This window comes from Larkinella arboricola, from assembly GCF_003259745.1.
Taxonomy (GTDB): Bacteria; Bacteroidota; Bacteroidia; order Cytophagales; family Spirosomataceae; genus Larkinella; species Larkinella arboricola.
In genome coordinates, this window is record NZ_QLMC01000004.1 from 246660 (window position 1) to 265954 (window position 19295).

The following is a 19295-nucleotide window of genomic DNA, read 5'->3' on the forward strand; positions in this document are numbered from 1 at the left end:
AACCCGGTCGCTGAAATCCAACGTTAAGGCCAATACGCTACCACCAATACCGTTTAGAAATATTAATATGCCACAAGTGAGCTGTTCGTTCTGCGGACGACGGAAAAACGAGGTGACACTCCTGCTATCGGGCATTGATGCCCATATTTGTAATTTCTGCATTGAGCAGGGGCATCAGGTTGTGCTGGAAGAAACCCGCCCCAAGCGCTCCAATCCGGAAGACCGACCTGACTTCAATCTCATCAAACCGATGGAGATGAAGCGCTACCTTGACCAGTACATTATTGGTCAGGACGAAGCCAAAAAGGTCATGACCGTTGCCGTTTATAACCACTATAAACGCCTGATGCAACCGCCTTCGGACGACGAGATTCAGATCGAAAAATCGAACATTATTATGGTGGGCGATACCGGAACCGGTAAAACGTATCTGGCACGGACTATCGCTAAAATTTTGCAGGTTCCTTTCTGCATCGCCGACGCTACGGTAATTACCGAAGCCGGTTATGTGGGCGAAGATGTCGAAACCATTCTGACGCGTTTGCTGCAAGCCGCCGATTATAATGTCGAAAATGCCGAGCGCGGTATTGTTTACATCGACGAAATCGACAAAATCGCCCGGAAGTCCGACAATCCGTCCATCACGCGGGATGTGAGCGGGGAGGGTGTGCAGCAGGCCATGCTGAAGCTGCTCGAAGGGTCTATCGTGAATGTGCCACCGCAGGGTGGGCGCAAACACCCCGATCAGCGCATGATTGCGCTCAATACCGAAAACATTCTGTTCATTTGTGGAGGAGCGTTCGACGGGATTGACCGGCACATCGGGAAACGCGTCAACGCCAGACCCATCGGTTTTTCGGGCGACCGTCGGCTGAATTATTCGCTGGAACGCGCCAATCTGATGCGTCACGTTTCGGCGCAGGATTTGAAATCGTTTGGCTTGATTCCGGAATTGATCGGTCGGTTGCCGGTACTGACTTACCTCGAACCGTTAAGCGCCGAAGCCCTGCGCCGGATTTTGACGGAACCGAAAAACGCCATTACGAAGCAGTACGCCAAACTGTTCCAGATGGAAGATATTCAGTTACGCTGGGATGACTCCGCCCTCGACTACGTGGTTGATCAGGCGATGGTGTATAACCTGGGCGCCCGGGGGCTGCGGTCTATCTGCGAGTCTATTATTACCGACGCCATGTATGAACTGCCGTCGCAGACGGACGTTAAAGAATTGACGATTACCATTGATTACGCCCGGGAAAAATTCGGGAAATCTTCTCTGCACGTACTGCGGTCAGCAGCCTGATCCAATCCGCACCCAGCGACCCGTTTGCTGGGTGCGGATTTAGATTTTTTTCGGAAAACGAACAAATACGGCTTTGCGCAGTTTTTGATACGAAGCAACCTTCATGCTTCATCAAAACTCAAGCACATACCGTATGAAAACCTCTTCCCGAAACGTGTTTTACGCGTTGATCGCCACGGTCCTGTTCAGCGCCTGTAGTCGTCCTTACGCTACGTATCAGAAAATGCCGGTCGAGCATTTTAGCAGCAAAAAAGCCAGCGTTACTCCCGCTTTACCTGCTGAAACCGTTACGGCTGACGTCAAACAGGAGGTAACTCCTGCACCTTCTCTTGCCCAGGCCGCCGTGGCCCCATCACCAGCCGCTGAATTAGAAAAAGCCCAGCAGGCGGTTGATCAGGTGGTTGCCAGCACCAGCAACAAAGTAGCCGCCAACAAACTCCAGAAGCGGATGGCCCGGATCAAATCGATGCTGGGAACCGAAACCAGCCAGACCATGCAGGCATCGGCAAACACCACGGTAGCCCAAAAGAAAAACCTGGCCGAACGGCTGATGCTGAAAAACGTCGATAAAAAAATCAAAAGAGCATTAGCACCGCAGAACCCTAACGCCCCTAAAGCCGTCAATATCGTCGTCACCGCCGGTGCACTGGTTGCTCTGATCGGTTTGATTCTGGTCCTGGCAACGACTTCTGATGCCATCGGAACTACGCTGCTGGTCGTGGGTCTGGTCCTGTTGCTGGTCGGATTGATTGTTTAATGCACCGGACCCCAAACAAGCCCAGTTTAAAGGGTTGGGCTTGTCTGGGGTCACTTTTAACCTCTGAACCGGACATTTCGATAACGATAAATAAAATTTATCCGCCGTTGATCGACTTTTCGGTAAAAAAAAGGTGCAAACATTGCAGGGTTAACAATCATTCTGCTTTTTTGCCCCCAGTTACAACGAATACAGTATCAGTTTATCTAATCTACTTCCTTAATTACATGAGAACACTTTCCAAATTGGCAGTGTATGCACTGCTTTCTTCAGCTCTACTCAGTGCGTGTAGCCGTCCTTATGCAACCTATCAGAAAATGCCGGTTGAGCGGTTTGGCAGCCGTCAGGAAGTTGCGGCTCCGCAACCCGTTGCAACGCCTGCCGAAAATGTAGCTGCGGTATCGGCCGAAACCCCGGCCCTGACGCCCGCTCCGGAAGCTACTCCTCTGACAACGGCTGCAGCGCTGAAAAACGTTGAACAGAAGTTACAGGAAGCAGTGGCTCGTAATGATAACAAACTGGCTGGCAACAAAAAGCTGGAAAAACGGATGGCCCGCGTCCAGAATCTGCTGGCCGAAGCCAGTGCCAAAGCCGCCAGTGCCCCTGCCGATCAGTCGGCAACATCTGCTCTGCAAACGACCAAGAAAATGAACCTGGCCGAGCGGATGATGATGAAGAAAGTCGACAAAAAGATTAAAAACGCCCTGGCGCCGGATGATACCCAGGCAATGAGCCGCACGCTCCGGGCCGGGATCGTTCTCGCGATTGTCGGTTTGATCCTTTCGCTGCTGGGTGGTGTGCTGTCACTGATCGGTGTGCTGGCCCTGATTGCCGGTCTGGTACTGATCCTTGTTGATGTGCTCGCACAGGCGTAGCGAATCCCAAAGCCTGAATGGTTATCCAGGAAGTAACCGTTCATTTCGCTAAAAACATTGGCGTAGTTGTCGGGCCTGCCTCGGTGACTACGCCAAACTGTTTTAAGACTTGCTGGTTATACTAGAAAGACCTTTCAACGCAATTGAACTATGAGCGATAAACCCGTTATTGTCCTGATTCATGGTCATGGTGTGAATGCTTCCATCTGGGATGCCGTTTATGACAACCTGTCCGCCGACTTTAGCATTATCAAATCCAATTTCTCCGAACACACGAAGCACGAAAGCATCGATGCGTATGCGGAGGAGGTATTCAGTCAGTTGCAGACTTCGCAGATTCAGTCGTGTGTGCTCGTTGGCCACTCGATGGGCGGCTACATTGCCCTGGCGTTTGCCGAGCAACACCCGGAGCTGGTGCAGGGCCTGGTGTTGATCAACTCAACGGCTTTTGCGGACGATGAAGCTAAAAAGCAAAGTCGTCAGAAAGCCGTCGAAACCATGGAAGCAAGCGGATCAGGGGCGTTTATCGAGCAAACCGTACCTAAAATGTTCGGTGAAAGTTATAGCCGAAATCAGCCGGAAGTTGTAAAAAAACAGGTTGAGCAATTTTCGGCCTTGCCAGCCGAAGCACTCATTGCGGGAGTTAAGGCAATGGCGTCGCGCCCGGACCGCACGCACGTTCTGAAAGAGGCTTCGTTTCCGGTTTTGCTGATTGCGGGTCGGGAAGATCAGATTATACCGTTTGCTAAAAGTCAGGAGCTGTTCGAGGCCGCTCCGCAGGCTAAAACCGTAGTGCTCGAAAAAGCAGGTCATCTGGGCATGATCGAAAGCCCGGACGAAGTAATCAGGGCCATCCGGGAGTTTGTTGGGCCGTTGTAGTGATGAAGATAATTAATTGCCAAAAGCGGCCCTGAGCAAGTCAGGGCCGCTTTTTGTTTGGTTTGAACAAGGTTTTACGGCTGGGCGCGGCTGCTGTAACCGAAACTCGGCATTCGGAAATCAGGATTCTGTTACATCCGATGGGTAGAAACCGTGGGCGGGAAAAGACCTGAACACCGGCAACCGATCAATAAATCAACCGTCTGGTTTTGGGCGGTTTGCTGTAGTTTGGGACATGGTTTTCTACGTAGAAATCATGGCAGAAACAGTAAACAACCAAACAAGGATTTTGAACAGACACTTACCGACGGTTGCCGATGTCGAGCAGATTACGGCTTTGACGGACCCCGTCGTTCGGAATTTACAGATTACCTATTGCTACTACGAATTGTCGTCGGCTTTTAACGAACGGGCGGGTGCTGGCGCCAATTGGTGTACATTCGCTACCTGGGCTTCCAAACAGGCTGGACAAACCATCCGCCGGGAAGATTTGGTCCGGGAATTGGAGTCCCGGTTGCGCCTTCAGCCAGAAGCGAGCAAGGCCATTCAGAAACTCGTCAGTCTGGTGAAGCAGCTTGGTGCCAGACAGCATTCCGATCAGATTCGCCCTATCATCTGGGACCATGTGGTTGTGGCCGCCCTGAATCGGTCCAGCGATGCGGTAAGCCGGGGAAACCGGAAAGTATTTATGGAAATAGGGCGCGAATTTGCCCGTTTTCTGGCCATTTGTGGACCGGATACGACCTACAACGCCGACCATCTGGACCAGTTTTTACGGGAACTCAAGCCCGGCGATCCGCCCGACGGCCAGTACTATCTCCGGCAGGCTTTTACACACTATTACCAATCCTGGTTTGTAGACGACCCTAAACAGCAGGCCGAACTACGGCTTTTGGCGAACCTGGAGATCGGCTATCACGAACAGACCCGACTGCAACCCGAAATTGCGGAATCGCTCACTATGATGCCCATTGATGCGACGGTGCTGAAAAACCGTCTGATTGAACTGATTTTTCCTGCCGATGGCTGGATGACGCGGGGCCGTTTGTTTTTCTTGGACCTGTTCGGGCAGATTTCACCCCTGGAGCGGGCAATTGACCACCTGATTGCGCTGGTACACCAGCAGGTGCGGCTGATGGTGACGGAACAACTCATGACGATGACATTGCCTGCCAATGAGCGTTTGCGGTTAGGACAGGATTTAAAAGCGGGCTTTCCCGCATCGCTTCGCGTGATTACCAATCCGGACTTGCAGGAACTGTTGCTGCAAATTGATCCAACCGCCGACAGCCTGCTGGAAAGTGGAACCAGAGACTGGACCGATCTGGCCGACCGGATTCATTATATTGCCGATTTGTTCCGGTGTTACCACGAAACAGCCGCACTTTTCGAAGCGCCTTTTTCACCCGAGCAGGTGGCCGTACTAAGACAGGGCAAACGACCCCACGGTCGGCTTTGAACGTCTGTTCGCCATTCGTCGTTATCAAAAGCAGGTGCTCAAGCCTGCTTTTTACATTTTTAGCGAATATTCCCGTCAGAATGCGTAAAATTGCAGGCTGAAAATCAAGCAGCCAGAAATTAGTTTTTCGCTTAATCCCGTTTCAAAATGCTTTTCAACGTCTATCCGCTCTACGACATCGAACCCGTTCGGGCGCAGGGCAGCTATTTGTGGGACACCAAAGGTGACCGTTATCTCGATTTATACGGTGGGCACGCGGTTATTTCCGTAGGCCATACGCACCCACGGTATGTCAGGGCGTTGACAGAGCAATTGAACCGGATTTCGTTTTATTCCAACTCGGTCCGCATCAGTCAGCAGGAAGAGTTGTCGGAAAAGCTGGGTGAAATGTCGGGGTATCCGGATTATGCCCTGTTTCTGTGCAATTCCGGGGCCGAAGCCAACGAGAATGCCTTGAAACTGGCGTCGTTTCATACGGGCCGTAAAAACGTGGTCGCTTTCAAAAAGTCGTTCCACGGACGTACCGCCGGAGCCGTTGCGGCTACGGATAATCCGGCTATTGTGGCCCCGGTCAATGCCAACGACCACGTTACGTTTCTGCCGTTTAACGACATAGAAGCCGCTCAGGCCGGTATAACCGATCAAACCTGTGCCGTCATTATTGAGGGCATTCAGGGGGTTGGCGGTATTCAGGTCGCGACGGATGAATTTTTGCAGGCGCTGCGCCGGAAATGCGACGAAACCGGCGCCATTCTGATTCTGGACGCGGTGCAGTGCGGCTACGGTCGTTCGGGTAAGTTTTTCTCCCACCAGTTCAGCGGGATTACGCCGGACCTGATTTCGATGGCGAAGGGAATGGGCAACGGTTTTCCAATTGGCGGGGTGCTGATTTCCCCCAAATTCAAAGCCAGTTACGGATTGCTCGGCACCACGTTCGGGGGGAATCACCTGGCTTGTACCGCCGGAATTGCGGTGCTGGACATCATGAAGGATGAAAATCTGATTGAAAATGCGGCCCGGATGGGCGACTATATCATGGACGGCGTTCGTCAGATTGGCGGGTACAAAGACCTGCGTGGACGTGGTTTGATGATTGGTATTGAATATGATTTCCCCGTGGAAACGCTACGGAATGCGCTGCTGTTTGAGCATCGTATGTTTACGGGTGTAGCTGGGAAAAATACCATTCGGCTGTTGCCTTCTCTGGCGCTGGGCCGCGAAGAAATCGATGTATTTCTGGAAGCACTGAGCAAAGAAGTGCGCGTAATTTCGTAACCGCTTTAACCCGACTTTGCTACCGGAATGACCAATTTCGTAACGTACAACGACGTACCTGATTTGAACGCCCTTATTCAGGAGGGTCTGAATGCCAAACACAATCCTTTTGCCGATCAGGCGCTGGGCCATAATAAAACGATTGGCCTGATCTTCTTTAATTCCAGTTTGCGGACGCGCATGAGTACGCAGAAAGCCGCTCAGAACCTGGGCATGAACGTCATCACGATGAACGTGGGACAGGATAGCTGGGGTCTGGAAATGGAAGAAGGCGTGGTGATGAACGGCGACAAAGCCGAACACGTCAAGGAAGCAGCCGCCGTGGTCGGTAAATACTGCGACATCGTTGCGGTGAGGGCGTTTGCCGGTTTGAAAGACCGTGAGAAGGATTACAGCGAAGTGGTGATGAGCCAGTTCCAGAAGTATGCCGGGGTTCCGGTTGTTAACCTCGAATCGGCCACGCGGCACCCGCTGCAATCCCTGGCCGACTGCATTACCATCGAAGAATTCAGGGTTAAACAACGCCCGAAGGTGGTTCTGACCTGGCTGCCGCACTTTAAACCGTTGCCCCAGGCCGTTGCTAATTCGTTTTCGGAATGGATGAATCACATGGACGTTGATTTTGTCATTACGCACCCGGAAGGCTACGAACTGGCACCGGAGTTTGTTGGTAATGCCCGGGTCATTCACAACCAGAACGAAGCATTTGAAGGCGCTGATTTTATTTACGGCAAAAACTGGTCATCCTACCAGCAATACGGGCAGGTGCTGACTCAGGACCCGTCGTGGATGGTGACGATGGATAAAATGCGGCTGACTGACAACGGTAAATTCATGCACTGCCTGCCGGTTCGGCGCAATATGAAAGTAACCGACGAGGTGCTCGATAGCCCGCAGTCCATTGTAATTGAGCAGGCGGCTAATCGCGAATGGTCGGCGCAGGCCGTATTGAAAGGCGTTTTACAAGGTTTATGAACAGGCTCGTTATCATTAAAATAGGCGGCAACGTCATCGACAATCCCGACGCGCTGAAACGGTTTTTAACGTCGTTTGGCAGCATTCAGGGACACAAGATTCTGATTCACGGGGGCGGCAAAATTGCCACGCAGGTAGCCGAGAAACTGGGCATTGCCACCACAATGGTCGAAGGGCGCCGGATTACCGACCAGCCTATGCTCGATGTGGTCACGATGGTCTACGGCGGCCTGGTCAACAAACAGATTGTGGCGCAGTTGCAATCCCTGGGCGTGGACGCCATCGGGCTTACCGGGGCTGATGCCAATACCGTCCGGTCGAAAAAACGAGCGGTGGGCGAGATTGACTACGGTTTTGTGGGCGACATTGAAGAAGTAAATTCCGGCCAGATTCAATATTTTATCCGCCAGAATCTGGTGCCGGTTTTTGCTCCGCTGACGTACGAGCGTTCCGGCAGCCTGCTGAATACCAATGCCGACACGATGGCATCGGCCATTGCAGTTGATACGGCGATTCGGAATGAGGTAACGCTGGTTTATTGCTTCGAAAAGAAAGGAGTCTTGTCTGACCCCACCAACGACGAGAGCGTTATTAACGAGCTGACGCCCGAAAGCTACACCGATTACAAAAGCCGGGGAATTATCAACAAAGGCATGATTCCGAAACTGGACAATGCCTTCAAAGCCCTTGAAAAAGGTGTCAAACAGGTGATTATCTGCCACGCCGATCAGGTCGCCGAAGCCGTCAATGGTGGGAGCGGAGTGGGAACCGTTCTGCGTTTAGCGGAGGAAAAGGCTTAGCTTACCACGCGTCGGATGCCCATGAAGCGTCGTTTGTAATACTGGGCGTGCAGCCAGTCGTAGCGAACCCCGCCGTTCCAGGCCGAATGAATGAATTTGATGCGGTCGCCCACTACTTCAACAATCATACCGACGTGGCCGATGCGTTTGCTGCGGGAGCTTTGGCCTTTGAAGAAAATCAGATCACCGGGTTTGGCCACTTCCTGCCCGATTTTAACACCGACCCGACCCTGTGCGGCACTGGAATGGGGTAAGGAAATTCCAAACTTACGGTAACAAAACCGGGTAAAACCGGAACAATCGAAACCTCGGGGAGAAGCGCCACCGGAGCGGTAACGCGAAGAAAGATGCTTTTTGGCGTAACTGAGAATGTCGTGAACCAGTGGAATGTGGTCGTAAAAAGCGGAGTCAGAAGCGGCTGAATCGGCAACAACGGGTTGGAGAGCCGGGTGCTTTTTTACAATCTTTTTTAGCGGGCGATGGGCTTGAGCAATGCCAAACGAGACAACGCAAAGCGCTGTCAGGAGCACTTTTCTAATCATAAAATTAGTAGGTCAAGTCAAGTTTCGATTCTTAAACCTATGGCCGTTCGCTAACAAATCCAAACTTTTTACTGTTTTTATCGACTCGGTTACAATAAGTGAATATTTGTCTGGGAAGAATAATTTAGAGTTACTAGTGTTTGTAAAAGCTTGATCCGTAGGTGGTTTACGGATCTGTTACGGCTTTCTAAATAAAGGAGGAGTTTACCGGCTTTTTTTATTGTATAGCCCGGCTCAGTTTGCTTTCATTTCGAGGACAATAACCTGAGTCCACTGATTTTTGCTGATGTTGTCGTCGGATAGAATGACCAGCGTTTTCCGACCCTCCACGTCTTCGCCCCACGTCATGGCTTCGAGGTTATCGGGTCGGAAGCCGTTTCGGTTGTTGAAATCAAAGGCTGGTTTATCCTTCAGCGTAATCAGCTTTTTATTCGCTTCATCAACCTGGGCTTCGTACAGCTTTGCCGTAACGGATTTGGTGGTTTTTTCATAGCATCGTTCCAGCACCAGCAGGCGGGTTTCGTCGCCGGGCAGCGCAATGATTTCCGAAATGCCGCCCAGTTTTTCGTTGTTGTCCGTCGGGCACACGTTCCGGTCAATGTCGTAGCTGAATTCGGCGTCGAATGTTACCGAATCAGCCGTCTTCTTATAGCGGTAAAAATGAATCCGCGAATTATCAATCCGGGCTTCCTCGACCGATCCGGCTTCGGGAGCAACCCAAAGATAATTTGGCGTTAGCGCCAGTGCTTCAACGCCTTTATTGCGGTCCACCGGCAGGGAATGCGGTAAGGGAATCCGCTCAAACCTTTCGCCGACTGCTGGCATGGCGTGTTTTTTGAAGCCTACATACGATTCACTATCGGTTTCGACGGAAAAAAAGTAGGTGTCCGTGGCCGCATCATACCGGACCGATTCGAGGTAAAGACCCGTCTTGAAAACCGAATCCGGTGCGCAAACCCAGTCCGTGAGTTGGTGAAGATTGCGGTACACGTAAAAATTACCCCGGTCAGCGGCCATCTGCCACTCCTGACGGTCCGGAATAAATTCGATTCCTGAAATACCGTGCAGATTGCGGGTGTGCGGAAGGGTGAGGTAATCTTTAAACGTAAAGGATACGGTTTGGCAATGGGCGGTAACAGAAAGCAGGCAGCAAAAAATAAAACTCAGCAGGTATTTCATGAACGGAAAATCGGCACGTACGGTGTTGATGATAATTAACAAATGACCCTATTCGGTTGCTTTTCGTTTCAAGTTACAACTCTTTGGCCGAAATAACGCGAGACACGGAATGAGCCGGGATAATTGCAGGATGTACTGTCGAAAAAGCGTTTACTTTGGGTGAACGGGTTTAGCTTCCCGTTCGAGCCGTTGATAGGCCCTTTCAAAATCTTCGCCCGCCCGGATCGCATCGACGAGCCTCCGCAAACCAGTCCGTCCGACAATTGCCAGCCAGCGCGCCACTTCCTGTCCGGCGGTCATGTAGGCCAGCATAACCCGATTGGTGCCGCCCGAAAAAAAGCCTTTTAACGACTGGAGATCGTGTAACTCCAGCACAATCTGCTGACCGTGGGATTGTTGCTGCCAGTGGTCCCGAAATTCCTCGTAGCGGTGCAGACTGTCCGTTGCCGTCGTAAACCGCTGGTCGATCATCATTGCCAACCCCTCATTAAACCACTGCGGAATCTGCTGCTGGGTGGTCAGCCAGCCCAGACGGGTGTAAAGTTCGTCGTGGCACATTTCGTGGGCCAGTACGTCGGGGTTTCGGCCGTACGGGTTAATAACAATCCACGATTCGCCCCAGGGCGTACCGAGGCTGCACCCGGCCCCTTCGCGGTCCTGGCAGTATTGCTGATATTGTTCCGGCGTCTGGCAGAAAATAACCGTTGCCCGGCTTTGCGGGGGGCTGGTCCATAAGCTTGCGAGCCGTTTGCGCGCCTGATGAATTTCAAACAGCAGGTAAATACGCTGGTGTTCCGGGGTTGTTTTATCCACCCAGACGCCCGAGGCAAGTTTTTGAAAATCAGACCCGTACTTGATCAGTTGACAACGAAGGATCTGCGGGAAAGCCGCAAAATACGCCAGGGGTAGAATCAGTAAAAACAACAGGACGCGGACAACCCAACGCATTCGTGATAGAGTTACGGTATTTAATCGATGGTTTTGGCAGAGCCAGGTCAAGTCCCGAAAACCATCCACGTTAAACGCATCTGACTTCTCGGTATTATCCGGCGGTTTCCGGATGCTGGCCGATCAGTTCGGCTACCTTCCGACCGGTTTGCATGGCGGCATTAAGCGAAGGATAAGCCGTTTGATCACCGCACTGAAAAAGCCGTTCGCTCCACTTCAGGGGTGCGTGCGAAGCATCCGGCAGGTAGGTTGGCAGTGCTTCCGGCAGGTGATAGGTCTTCAGCCAGTGCCATTGCTCAACCTCCGGGCCAAACCAGCCGGCGAGTTCTTTCCGAATCCGTTCGGCGAGCGCTTTCTCATTCACAACGTCCACCCCCTGGGTGCTGACCGAAATCAGTGTCTGACCGTCGGGAGCGTAGGAGGGGGCTACATCGCTCAGGATGGCCAGATGGTGAACAGCCGACTGGCGATTCGGATTCAGGATCAGTAATTTTTCCGGGTTGGAATGATGGGGCTTAGAAGGCTTTGGGGCCGTAAAGTAGGTATTTGTTGTATGGTTAAACGAGCGTTCCGGCGTTGCAGCGCCCAGCAGACGGTTAGCGGCTGCCGCATCGACGGCCAGCACCACCCTATCGGCCTGAAGGGTTTCGCCGTTTTCCAGATACAGCGTCGAATCCTGAATGTGCCGCACCCCCGTATTTAGCCGGATTTGCGCCGGATTCAGCCGGGCGGCCAGTTGCTGCGGAATAGCTTCCATCCCAGCCGCGGGAATAGCCGCATCGCCGGAGTAAAAATTTTTGAAACAGAACTGAAAGAAATTACTGGAGGTCGCCAGGGCATCTTCCAGAAAGATACCACCGAAAAAAGGCCGGAAAAAGAGGTTAATGATTTGATCCGAAAAACCGAATTCTTCCAGAAACGTTTCCGTATCGGTGGCCTGTTGCTGAAAAAACTCGTCGGTCGAAAAACTGCCCATCTTCCGAATGAGTTCAATAATCCGAACCTTGTCGCTGAAGGTGGCTGCATCGGACGCCAGGGTCTGAAGCAGCCCCGACGGTTCGCGCAACGGATTGATGAGCGACATCCACTGGTCGGAGGACGGACCGCCAGGGTTGTGAATCAGCGCCCCCGGTCGGAAGCATTGCAGGTTCAGCGCGTTGTAATCCAGCAGCCGCCGGGTTTCGGGATAGGCCGTCAGCAAGATCTGAAAACCCCGGTCGAGTCGAAAACCGTCGATCACGTCTGTGCGGATACGCCCGCCCACCCGGTCTGAAGCTTCCAGCAGCAGGGCTTCAATTCCCGCCTGGCGGAGGTAAACGGCGCAGGTTAGTCCGGCCATGCCGGCTCCCACAATCACTACAGAAGGTCTGGATTGCATCAGAATATCAGTTCTAGTTGTTACAAAAATACAGGTTACCCAATAGGATGGTTATTTTTACGCTTTTTGTTTGTTACCAATATGAATTTACTGGTTCTGGATAATGTCGATTCGTTTACCTACATGCTGGTGGACTACCTGAAGCAGACCGGGGCCACGTGTCGGGTTGTGCGCAATACGGCTTCGCTCGACGAAATCAGGGCCGAATCGTACGACGGTCTGGTGCTCTCACCCGGTCCGGGGACGCCCCGGCAGGCGGGTTGTCTGATGGAGGTCATTGAACAGTATCATGAGCAACTGCCGATATTGGGGGTTTGTTTAGGGCATCAGGCCCTGGGTGAATACTTCGGTGCGCGTCTGATAAAGGCGGCAAAACCGATGCACGGTAAATTGTCGGTGGTTAGGAAGCGGACGGAAGATGCTTTACTACACAACCTGCCCGCCGAATTTACCGTAACCCGGTATCATTCGCTGGTGCTGGAAAAATTGCCCGTTGAACTGGTTGAGCTGGCGGCTACAGTTGAGCAGGAAAATATGGTGCTTCGACACCGGAATTTGCCAATCTGGGGTATTCAGTTTCATCCCGAAGCGGTATTGACCCAGTATGGTTTAGAAATATTAAAAAATTGGATTACCTTTGTGAAAATGGCGAGATGATGCCTATTTGATTGTATTTTTCCAATTTTTCTACGACAAAACCAAGACCGCTATGAACTATCATGTTCGGAAAGAAGGCAACTTCCGCTACATTGACGAAGGACAAGGCGACGTGTTGCTTTTACTTCATGGATTGTTTGGGGCGTTGAGCAACTGGGATGGCGTGATCAACGCGTTTTCTGATCGGTACCGGATTGTTATACCGGTTATGCCCATCTACGAAATGCCGATCCGCGAAGCCGGATTAGAAGGATTGGTAAAATTTATTGAAAGTTTTCTGGATTATAAAAAATTGACCGATCTGACGCTGCTGGGCAATTCGCTGGGCGGTCACGTTGGTTTATTGTATACCCTGAAACACCCTGAGATGGTGAAACGGCTCGTGCTGACAGGCAGTTCGGGACTGTTTGAAAACTCAATGGGTGGTTCGTACCCGAAGCGCGGCAGTTACGATTACATTGCCGAGCGCGTGGCCTACACCTTCTACGATCCGAAAGTGGCCACGAAGGAACTGATCGACGAAGTGTTTGAAATTACGAACAGCATTCCCAAGTGCCTGCGCATTGTAGCCATTGCCAAATCGGCCCAGCGTAACAACGTGGCCAAGGACCTGTATCAGATTACGGTTCCAACCCTGCTGATCTGGGGGCTCAACGACACCATTACTCCGCCGGAAGTTGCGCACGAATTCAACCGGCTGATTCCCAACTCCGAATTGCACTTTATTGACAAATGCTGTCATGCTCCGATGATGGAGCACCCTGATCGGTTTAACCGCCTGCTGACGGCATGGCTGGAGAAACAATCGCTGACTGAAACCAGCCGCCGGAACGATCTGACCGTTGCCTGATATTCTAAAGAAATTTCCGGAGAGATTTTGAAACTCTAAGGTAATTTTCTTAGTTTTCAGCTATACTGTATTTGCTTATACCGCTCGGCAAGTTTGCTTCGTTAGTGTGTTTAGGTAAAGTAAACAGTAATCAGACAGTAAACTTCCGACACCAATGCTGGCCTCTGAATTAATAGATCCGATGATACCGGCCCTGAAGCCGACGGACACCGTTGGGCAGGCCCTCGACTGGATGCAGGAACACCGCGTTGGGCAGTTAGTAATCGTTGATCAGGGGCAATACAAGGGATTGGTCAATGAAGACCTCCTGATGGATGTGCCCGACGACACAAACCCGCTGAGCGATGTCATGCGGCTTTTCGAGCATCTGTCGGTGCATGAAAACCAACACCTCTACGAACTCCTCAGCTTGATTACCGAACACCGGCTCCAGGTCATTGCGGTAGTCAACGAAGAGCAGGAATTTATGGGTACGGTATCGACCAATGAACTGCTCAAACAATTTGCTCAATTGCTTGGTATTCAGGAAGCAGGCGCCATTCTGATCCTGTCTATCAACGAGCGCGATTATTCCATGGCCGAAATCAGTCGGCTGGTCGAGTCGAATAACGTACGGATTATCAGCAGTTATTTTGCCGGTGCCGCCTACGGAATGCCCGACAAATCGCGGTTGACGCTCAAACTAAATCGTAAAGACATTACCGCCGTGGTGGCCACGCTCGAACGCTTTGGATACACCATTGAAGCGGCTTTTGCCAATACTCCCATTGAAACCATCGATCAGGGGCGGCTCGAAATGCTTCTCCGGTATCTGGATTCGTAAACCTGCACGTCAATCAGTCGGCAGTTACGAGCAAAATATTGGACTTTTCAGCCATCTTTGCAACGGACTGACGGACGCTCTTTATGAAAATTGCTATTCACGGACGTAATGTTGTTGACCTGGCTGCTCCTTTCATTCAATCCATGTTTGATGAGCTGGCCCGGCGGCAAATTGAAATTCAGCTATCAGAAATCTATCGTTCCGCCCTTGATCTTGCCGGTGTTGCTCACCATACGACGCAGACTTATACTTCTTACCTCGATATTTTTGACGCCGATTTCGCATTCAGTCTGGGGGGCGACGGCACCCTGCTGGAAGTGCTCACCCACGCCGGACCCAGCAGTATTCCCATTGTCGGCATCAACATCGGTCGGCTTGGCTTTCTGACCACCATTTCGCCCGAAAATCCCGAATCGCTGCCCAAATTACTGCAAGCCCTGGCGATTGGCGATTACCGGATTGATGAACGGACGCTGGTTAATCTACAGTCGGACGAAGACTTGTTCGATGGGGTTCCGTTTGGACTCAATGACGTTACCATTACCAAAACCGAAACGTCGTCGATGATTACGGTGCATACGTACCTGAACGGCGATTTTCTGAATTCCTACTGGGCCGACGGTCTGATTATCTCAACGGCGACCGGTTCGACGGGGTACTCGCTGAGTTGCGGAGGGCCGTTGTTGCTGCCTCATACCAGCAACTTCATTGTCACCCCCATTAGTCCCCATAACCTGAACGTAAGACCGATGGTAGTGCCGGATTCGGCCCAACTGTCGTTTGAAGTCGAAAGCCGTAGCAACACCTTTCTGGTTTCGGTTGATTCGCGGTTCCGAACCGTAAATACGGGAACCCGTCTGAGCGTTCGGAAAGAAAAATTCGCGGCCCGGCTTGTCAAAATGAGCGATGACAGCTTTCTGAGCACCCTGCGAAATAAGCTTAGCTGGGGCTGGGATATTCGGAATTGAACCAAACCCGGATGGACCCGGAAGATAACCCGGGGTCATAACCTAATTTTAACCCTAATTCCCGAACAGTTTTACCCACTAATCCAATAAAATACTAAAAATGGGCGTTTCAGAGGAGGAGATTGAACAGAGTTGTCAGTTTTCAACCCAATGAATCAGAAGCGCCGGATTACAGGTGCGGTAGTAAGCAAAGAAACATGAAGAATAACCTACTGATTGTCAGTTTGATTGCATCGGTGTGTGCGACATTGCAGCCGGTTGATGGGCAGGCACAGGGCCGCCGGAATCAGTTTGTTCCGTATTCGGAAGTGGGTTTGGGGCTGGGCACGGCCAGTTATTACGGCGAGATCGCCGGTTATCGCAAGCCCATCAAATCAACTTTTCAGATGATGCGCTGGAGTGCTGCGGCCATGTATACGCGTCACTTTACGCCCCGGCTGTCGGCCCGTGCTTCTTTTACCTGGGCGCGGATTGCGGGCGACGACTATAAATACAACCGCAAGGATATCGCTTCGGGCGTTGCGCAGTATGTCCGTAACCTGCATTTCCGCAATGATCTGAAAGAGTTTGGGCTCACCGGAATGTATCAGTTTGTGCCGGATGGCCGTAATTCAAATTTCCGCTCCAAACTGACGCCTTACATTTTTTTAGGACTGGCAGCCGTTGCGCATAGCCCCGAGGCCCGTACACCGGTTGGGTTCAGTACGACCCCCGATGATACAGAACAGCGCTGGGTGAAACTGCAACCGCTAGGAACCGAAGGACAGGGTCAGAACGGGGTTAAACCGTATTCGCTCGTAACGCTGGCCATTCCGTTTGGATTTGGTGTTCGCTACAAACTGAACGAACGGTTTGATCTGGGCGGTGAGATCGGGTTCCGAATGACGACCACCGATTACCTGGACGATGTGGGTGGACCGTTTCCGGATCCAACCATTCTGAAAGACGATCTATCGCGGGTTATGGCCGATCGGCGGTTTGAACCAACAGCCGCCCGAAAAGGAGGTGACCGTCTGGGCGAATTGCAAAATCATCTGGGAACCAGCGACCCCTTTGCCGTTATTGCAACGGACCAGAATTATACCGCACGGGGCGCCGACGGGCGTCTGAAAGATGGATACATGCTGATTAATTTCCAGCTCCATTATATTTTGACCCCACGCATTAAATGCCCTCCAATTCGATAAGTTATACCGTGTCAGTGGCTTATAATTCATATCATGATCCGATGGCGGCCCGTTCTATAAGGGATTTGGGTCGGACTTTTGGAATCCTGATTGGCTTCCTGCTCCTGCTTGTCCCGGCGGCCCGGGCGCAGGCTACCTGGGAAGTGGGCGCGGGTTTAGGCGGTATGATTTACAAAGGCGATCTGGCTCCCAGCCTGATACCGGGCAACATTCGTCCGGCTGGTAACCTGCTGGTACGTTACAACGTCAGCCAGCCATTTACGGTACGGCTTAACCTGGGGCTGGGCCAGATTGCCGGTAATGATCGCCGGTTTAATGACCCGTTTCAGCAGGCCCGCAATCTGGCATTTAAAACCAACATTCAGGAAATGAATGTGCTGATGGAGTATAACTTTCTGAATTACGCCACGCTACGAAAAGTAAAGAACTGGACGCCGTACGTTTTTGGGGGACTTGGCTTATTTACCTTCCAGCCTAGCCCTCAGAGTCCGGGTTATCAGCGTAAGTCACTCTTTAACTTTCCGTTAGGAGTCGGTATCAAGTACGAGTTTAAACGACCCTGGAGTGTGGGGCTGGAATACGGAACCCGCTTTTCCGGTTCGGATTACCTGGATAACTTCGGGCCCAATACGTTCGCGGGCAGCGACAAGCTGCGGAATGGCAACCCCAACTCCAAAGATACGTACACCTACATCGGGCTTACCCTGACCTACCGATTCTACCGGATTACGTGTCCTGAATAACCATTGTTAACGACTTTTTTCTTATTTTTCGAGCTTGAAATAGGATTGAATACAGCCAGTTAAGGTGAAATCAGGATTTTGGAAAATTATGCGGTGGGTCGGCATCCTCAGTGCTTTATGGATTGGATTGTCAAACTCAGCTTCCTCGCAAACCGTTGTCTGGTCCAGCTCAGACATGCCGCGCGTCGATTCCATGTGTCAGCAGTTCCAGCAGCTATACACGCAAATTCGGGAAGAAAGCGTGCTGCCGGATTCGGCCCGAAAAATCTTTAGTGAAATTACACGGGGCCTTCGGGCTAAATTCCGCACCGCTGAACCGTTTCGGCTCGACAGCGCCCGGCGGGATAGCCTGCTACAGACGGCTTACTTCTCCTTTCCGCTTCGCAACTACACGGCCGACGCCATTGGTGGCCGGCACGGCGAAGGCTACCGGGGCAAAGGCTTCGATTTGTTTGATTACAACGTTCGCGGAAGCCACCCCGCGCAGGATATTTTCATTGTCGACCGCGATCAGGATTGCATTGACGATCATACCGACCAGCCCGCCGATGTGCTGGCCATGACCAGCGGAGTGGTGCTGGCCATCGAAACCGCCTGGACACCGGGCCAGGAATACCGGGGTGGCAACTGGATCTGGATATACGATCCCATCCTCGACGGCCTGTGGTACTACGCCCACAACAATGCCGTGCTTGTACGCCCCGGCGAATGGGTCCAGTCGGGCCAGAAAATCAGCGAAGTGGGCCGAACCGGGTATAACGCTTATGCCACCCGCTCACCGACACACCTGCACCTCATGTATCTCCAAATCCAGGAAGACGGGTTGCCGCAACCCCAAAACCCCTACCAGTGGCTCCTGAACGCCCGAAACCACTAGGGAGTTAAGAGTTAAGAGTTAAGAGTTAAGAGTTAAGAGTTAAGAGTTAAGAGTTAAGAGTTAAGAGTTAAGAGTTAAGAGTTGCGTCTGACAACCGCCGTGCGACCAACTCATCATTCTTAACTCATCACTCTTCACTCTTTTTGCCGTTCAATCATACATCGTTTCTTTTCCTGTTTTCATCGGCTGTAGGACGTAATTCATCCGGCTGGGCGGGGTCTGTCCGTTGCCAGCGGTTGTTGTGGGTAGTTTTGAGATGTTAATCACACCACACAAACAACAAATTACGTACTGCCATGAAAAAAATTGTTTTAGCCCTCGTGGTCCTCTTCGCCGTTGTCAGTTGTAAGGACAAAGAAGAAATTAAGCCGGAAAGCCTAGGTACATACCTGATTTATACCAGCCTGAATGGCGCTAAATTCGATCAGGTGGAGGTGAAACTGAACGGAAAAACCGTTGGTGTCCTAACACAGTCCTATACCGATGCCAACTCCCCCGCCTGTGAAACCCAAACATCCGCCAGCGTTTTGCACATTAACCAGCCTGCCGGTAGTTACTCGCTGGATGCCGTGGCGACCATGAAAGGAAAAGAGGTAACCAAATGGTCGGATTCGATTCGTATTGAAGAAGGGGAATGCAGGAGAAGCCGGTTAACCTCGAAGCTGTAAGCGTCGAGTCGAGTTGACCGAACGAATATAGACCAGACTATATCCACACACCAACAGATACCAAAGCCGTGCGGTGACGTACGGCTTTTTGTTTCTAAAAATTACAGCAGGTGATCGGTCGTTTATGGCTGCTCAAAAGCGCTTTTTATCGG

Annotated in this window: 20 protein-coding genes; 16 read left to right on the forward strand and 4 right to left on the reverse strand. The window is 51.7% G+C overall.

Annotation, left to right across the window (positions count from 1 at the left end; translation table 11 throughout):
• Positions 1-67 precede the first annotated feature (67 nt).
• The 8 genes from clpX (at position 68) to argB (ending at position 8323) form a co-directional block, all read left to right on the forward strand.
• Entirely contained in the window at positions 68-1303 is a 1236-nt protein-coding gene (clpX, locus tag LX87_RS16750) for an ATP-dependent Clp protease ATP-binding subunit ClpX (protein ID WP_111629420.1), read from the forward strand.
• A 133-nt stretch (positions 1304-1436) separates the two neighbouring features.
• Positions 1437-2060: a hypothetical protein gene (locus LX87_RS16755; RefSeq protein WP_111629421.1), complete on the forward strand. Its 624-nt coding sequence runs from the start codon at positions 1437-1439 to the stop codon at positions 2058-2060.
• Positions 2061-2287: 227 nt separating this feature from the next.
• Positions 2288-2935: a hypothetical protein gene (locus LX87_RS16760; protein WP_146624494.1), complete on the forward strand. Its 648-nt coding sequence runs from the start codon at positions 2288-2290 to the stop codon at positions 2933-2935.
• A 150-nt stretch (positions 2936-3085) separates the two neighbouring features.
• The gene (locus LX87_RS16765) at positions 3086-3814 is read left to right on the forward strand and encodes an alpha/beta fold hydrolase (RefSeq protein WP_111629423.1); all 729 of its coding nucleotides are present in this window, start codon (positions 3086-3088) and stop codon (positions 3812-3814) included.
• 289 nt (positions 3815-4103) lie between these two features.
• A complete protein-coding gene (locus LX87_RS16770; protein ID WP_146624495.1) occupies positions 4104-5273 on the forward strand; it encodes a hypothetical protein in 1170 nt (389 codons plus the stop codon).
• A gap of 147 nt (positions 5274-5420) precedes the next feature.
• The gene (locus LX87_RS16775) at positions 5421-6548 is read left to right on the forward strand and encodes an aspartate aminotransferase family protein (protein ID WP_111629425.1); all 1128 of its coding nucleotides are present in this window, start codon (positions 5421-5423) and stop codon (positions 6546-6548) included.
• Positions 6549-6575: 27 nt separating this feature from the next.
• Positions 6576-7523, forward strand: coding sequence for an N-acetylornithine carbamoyltransferase (locus LX87_RS16780; RefSeq protein WP_111629426.1), 948 nt, complete (start codon positions 6576-6578; stop codon positions 7521-7523).
• Entirely contained in the window at positions 7520-8323 is an 804-nt protein-coding gene (gene argB, locus LX87_RS16785) for an acetylglutamate kinase (RefSeq protein ID WP_111629427.1), read from the forward strand. The genes LX87_RS16780 and argB overlap by 4 nt, the downstream gene beginning before the upstream one ends.
• Here argB and LX87_RS16790 read toward each other — a convergent pair.
• The 4 genes from LX87_RS16790 to LX87_RS16805 all read right to left on the reverse strand — a co-directional run bounded on the left by LX87_RS16790 (position 8320) and on the right by LX87_RS16805 (position 12370).
• Complete coding sequence (locus tag LX87_RS16790) at positions 8320-8865, reverse strand: C40 family peptidase (protein WP_111629428.1); 546 nt, start codon at positions 8863-8865, stop codon at positions 8320-8322. The genes argB and LX87_RS16790 overlap by 4 nt on opposite strands.
• Before the next feature lie 234 nt (positions 8866-9099).
• Positions 9100-10044: an esterase-like activity of phytase family protein gene (locus LX87_RS16795; protein ID WP_146624496.1), complete on the reverse strand. Its 945-nt coding sequence runs from the start codon at positions 10042-10044 to the stop codon at positions 9100-9102.
• A 150-nt stretch (positions 10045-10194) separates the two neighbouring features.
• Entirely contained in the window at positions 10195-10992 is a 798-nt protein-coding gene (locus LX87_RS16800; protein WP_111629430.1) for a hypothetical protein, read from the reverse strand.
• A gap of 94 nt (positions 10993-11086) precedes the next feature.
• Complete coding sequence (locus LX87_RS16805; protein WP_111629431.1) at positions 11087-12370, reverse strand: NAD(P)/FAD-dependent oxidoreductase; 1284 nt, start codon at positions 12368-12370, stop codon at positions 11087-11089.
• A gap of 81 nt (positions 12371-12451) precedes the next feature.
• Here LX87_RS16805 and LX87_RS16810 point away from each other — a divergent pair, with 81 nt between their 5' ends.
• From LX87_RS16810 to LX87_RS16845, 8 genes are all read left to right on the forward strand, one after another.
• Positions 12452-13027 carry an anthranilate synthase component II gene (locus LX87_RS16810; RefSeq protein WP_111629432.1) on the forward strand — a complete coding sequence of 192 codons (576 nt, stop codon included), beginning with the start codon at positions 12452-12454 and terminating at the stop codon, positions 13025-13027.
• 52 nt (positions 13028-13079) lie between these two features.
• A complete protein-coding gene (locus LX87_RS16815; RefSeq protein WP_111629869.1) occupies positions 13080-13877 on the forward strand; it encodes an alpha/beta fold hydrolase in 798 nt (265 codons plus the stop codon).
• A 154-nt stretch (positions 13878-14031) separates the two neighbouring features.
• Complete coding sequence (locus LX87_RS16820) at positions 14032-14700, forward strand: CBS domain-containing protein (protein ID WP_111629433.1); 669 nt, start codon at positions 14032-14034, stop codon at positions 14698-14700.
• Positions 14701-14783: 83 nt separating this feature from the next.
• Positions 14784-15668 (forward strand): NAD kinase, encoded by an 885-nt coding sequence (locus LX87_RS16825; RefSeq protein ID WP_111629434.1) that lies wholly within the window; start codon positions 14784-14786, stop codon positions 15666-15668.
• Positions 15669-15865: 197 nt separating this feature from the next.
• On the forward strand, positions 15866-16855 hold the full coding sequence (locus LX87_RS16830; RefSeq protein ID WP_111629435.1) for a DUF6089 family protein: 990 nt from the start codon (positions 15866-15868) through the stop codon (positions 16853-16855).
• A 14-nt stretch (positions 16856-16869) separates the two neighbouring features.
• On the forward strand, positions 16870-17598 hold the full coding sequence (gene porG, locus LX87_RS16835) for a type IX secretion system protein PorG (protein WP_229310700.1): 729 nt from the start codon (positions 16870-16872) through the stop codon (positions 17596-17598).
• Positions 17599-17686: 88 nt separating this feature from the next.
• Positions 17687-18475, forward strand: coding sequence for a M23 family metallopeptidase (locus tag LX87_RS16840; RefSeq protein ID WP_111629437.1), 789 nt, complete (start codon positions 17687-17689; stop codon positions 18473-18475).
• Between the two features lie 296 nt (positions 18476-18771).
• On the forward strand, positions 18772-19143 hold the full coding sequence (locus LX87_RS16845; protein ID WP_111629438.1) for a hypothetical protein: 372 nt from the start codon (positions 18772-18774) through the stop codon (positions 19141-19143).
• The last annotated feature ends 152 nt before the right edge of the window (positions 19144-19295 follow it).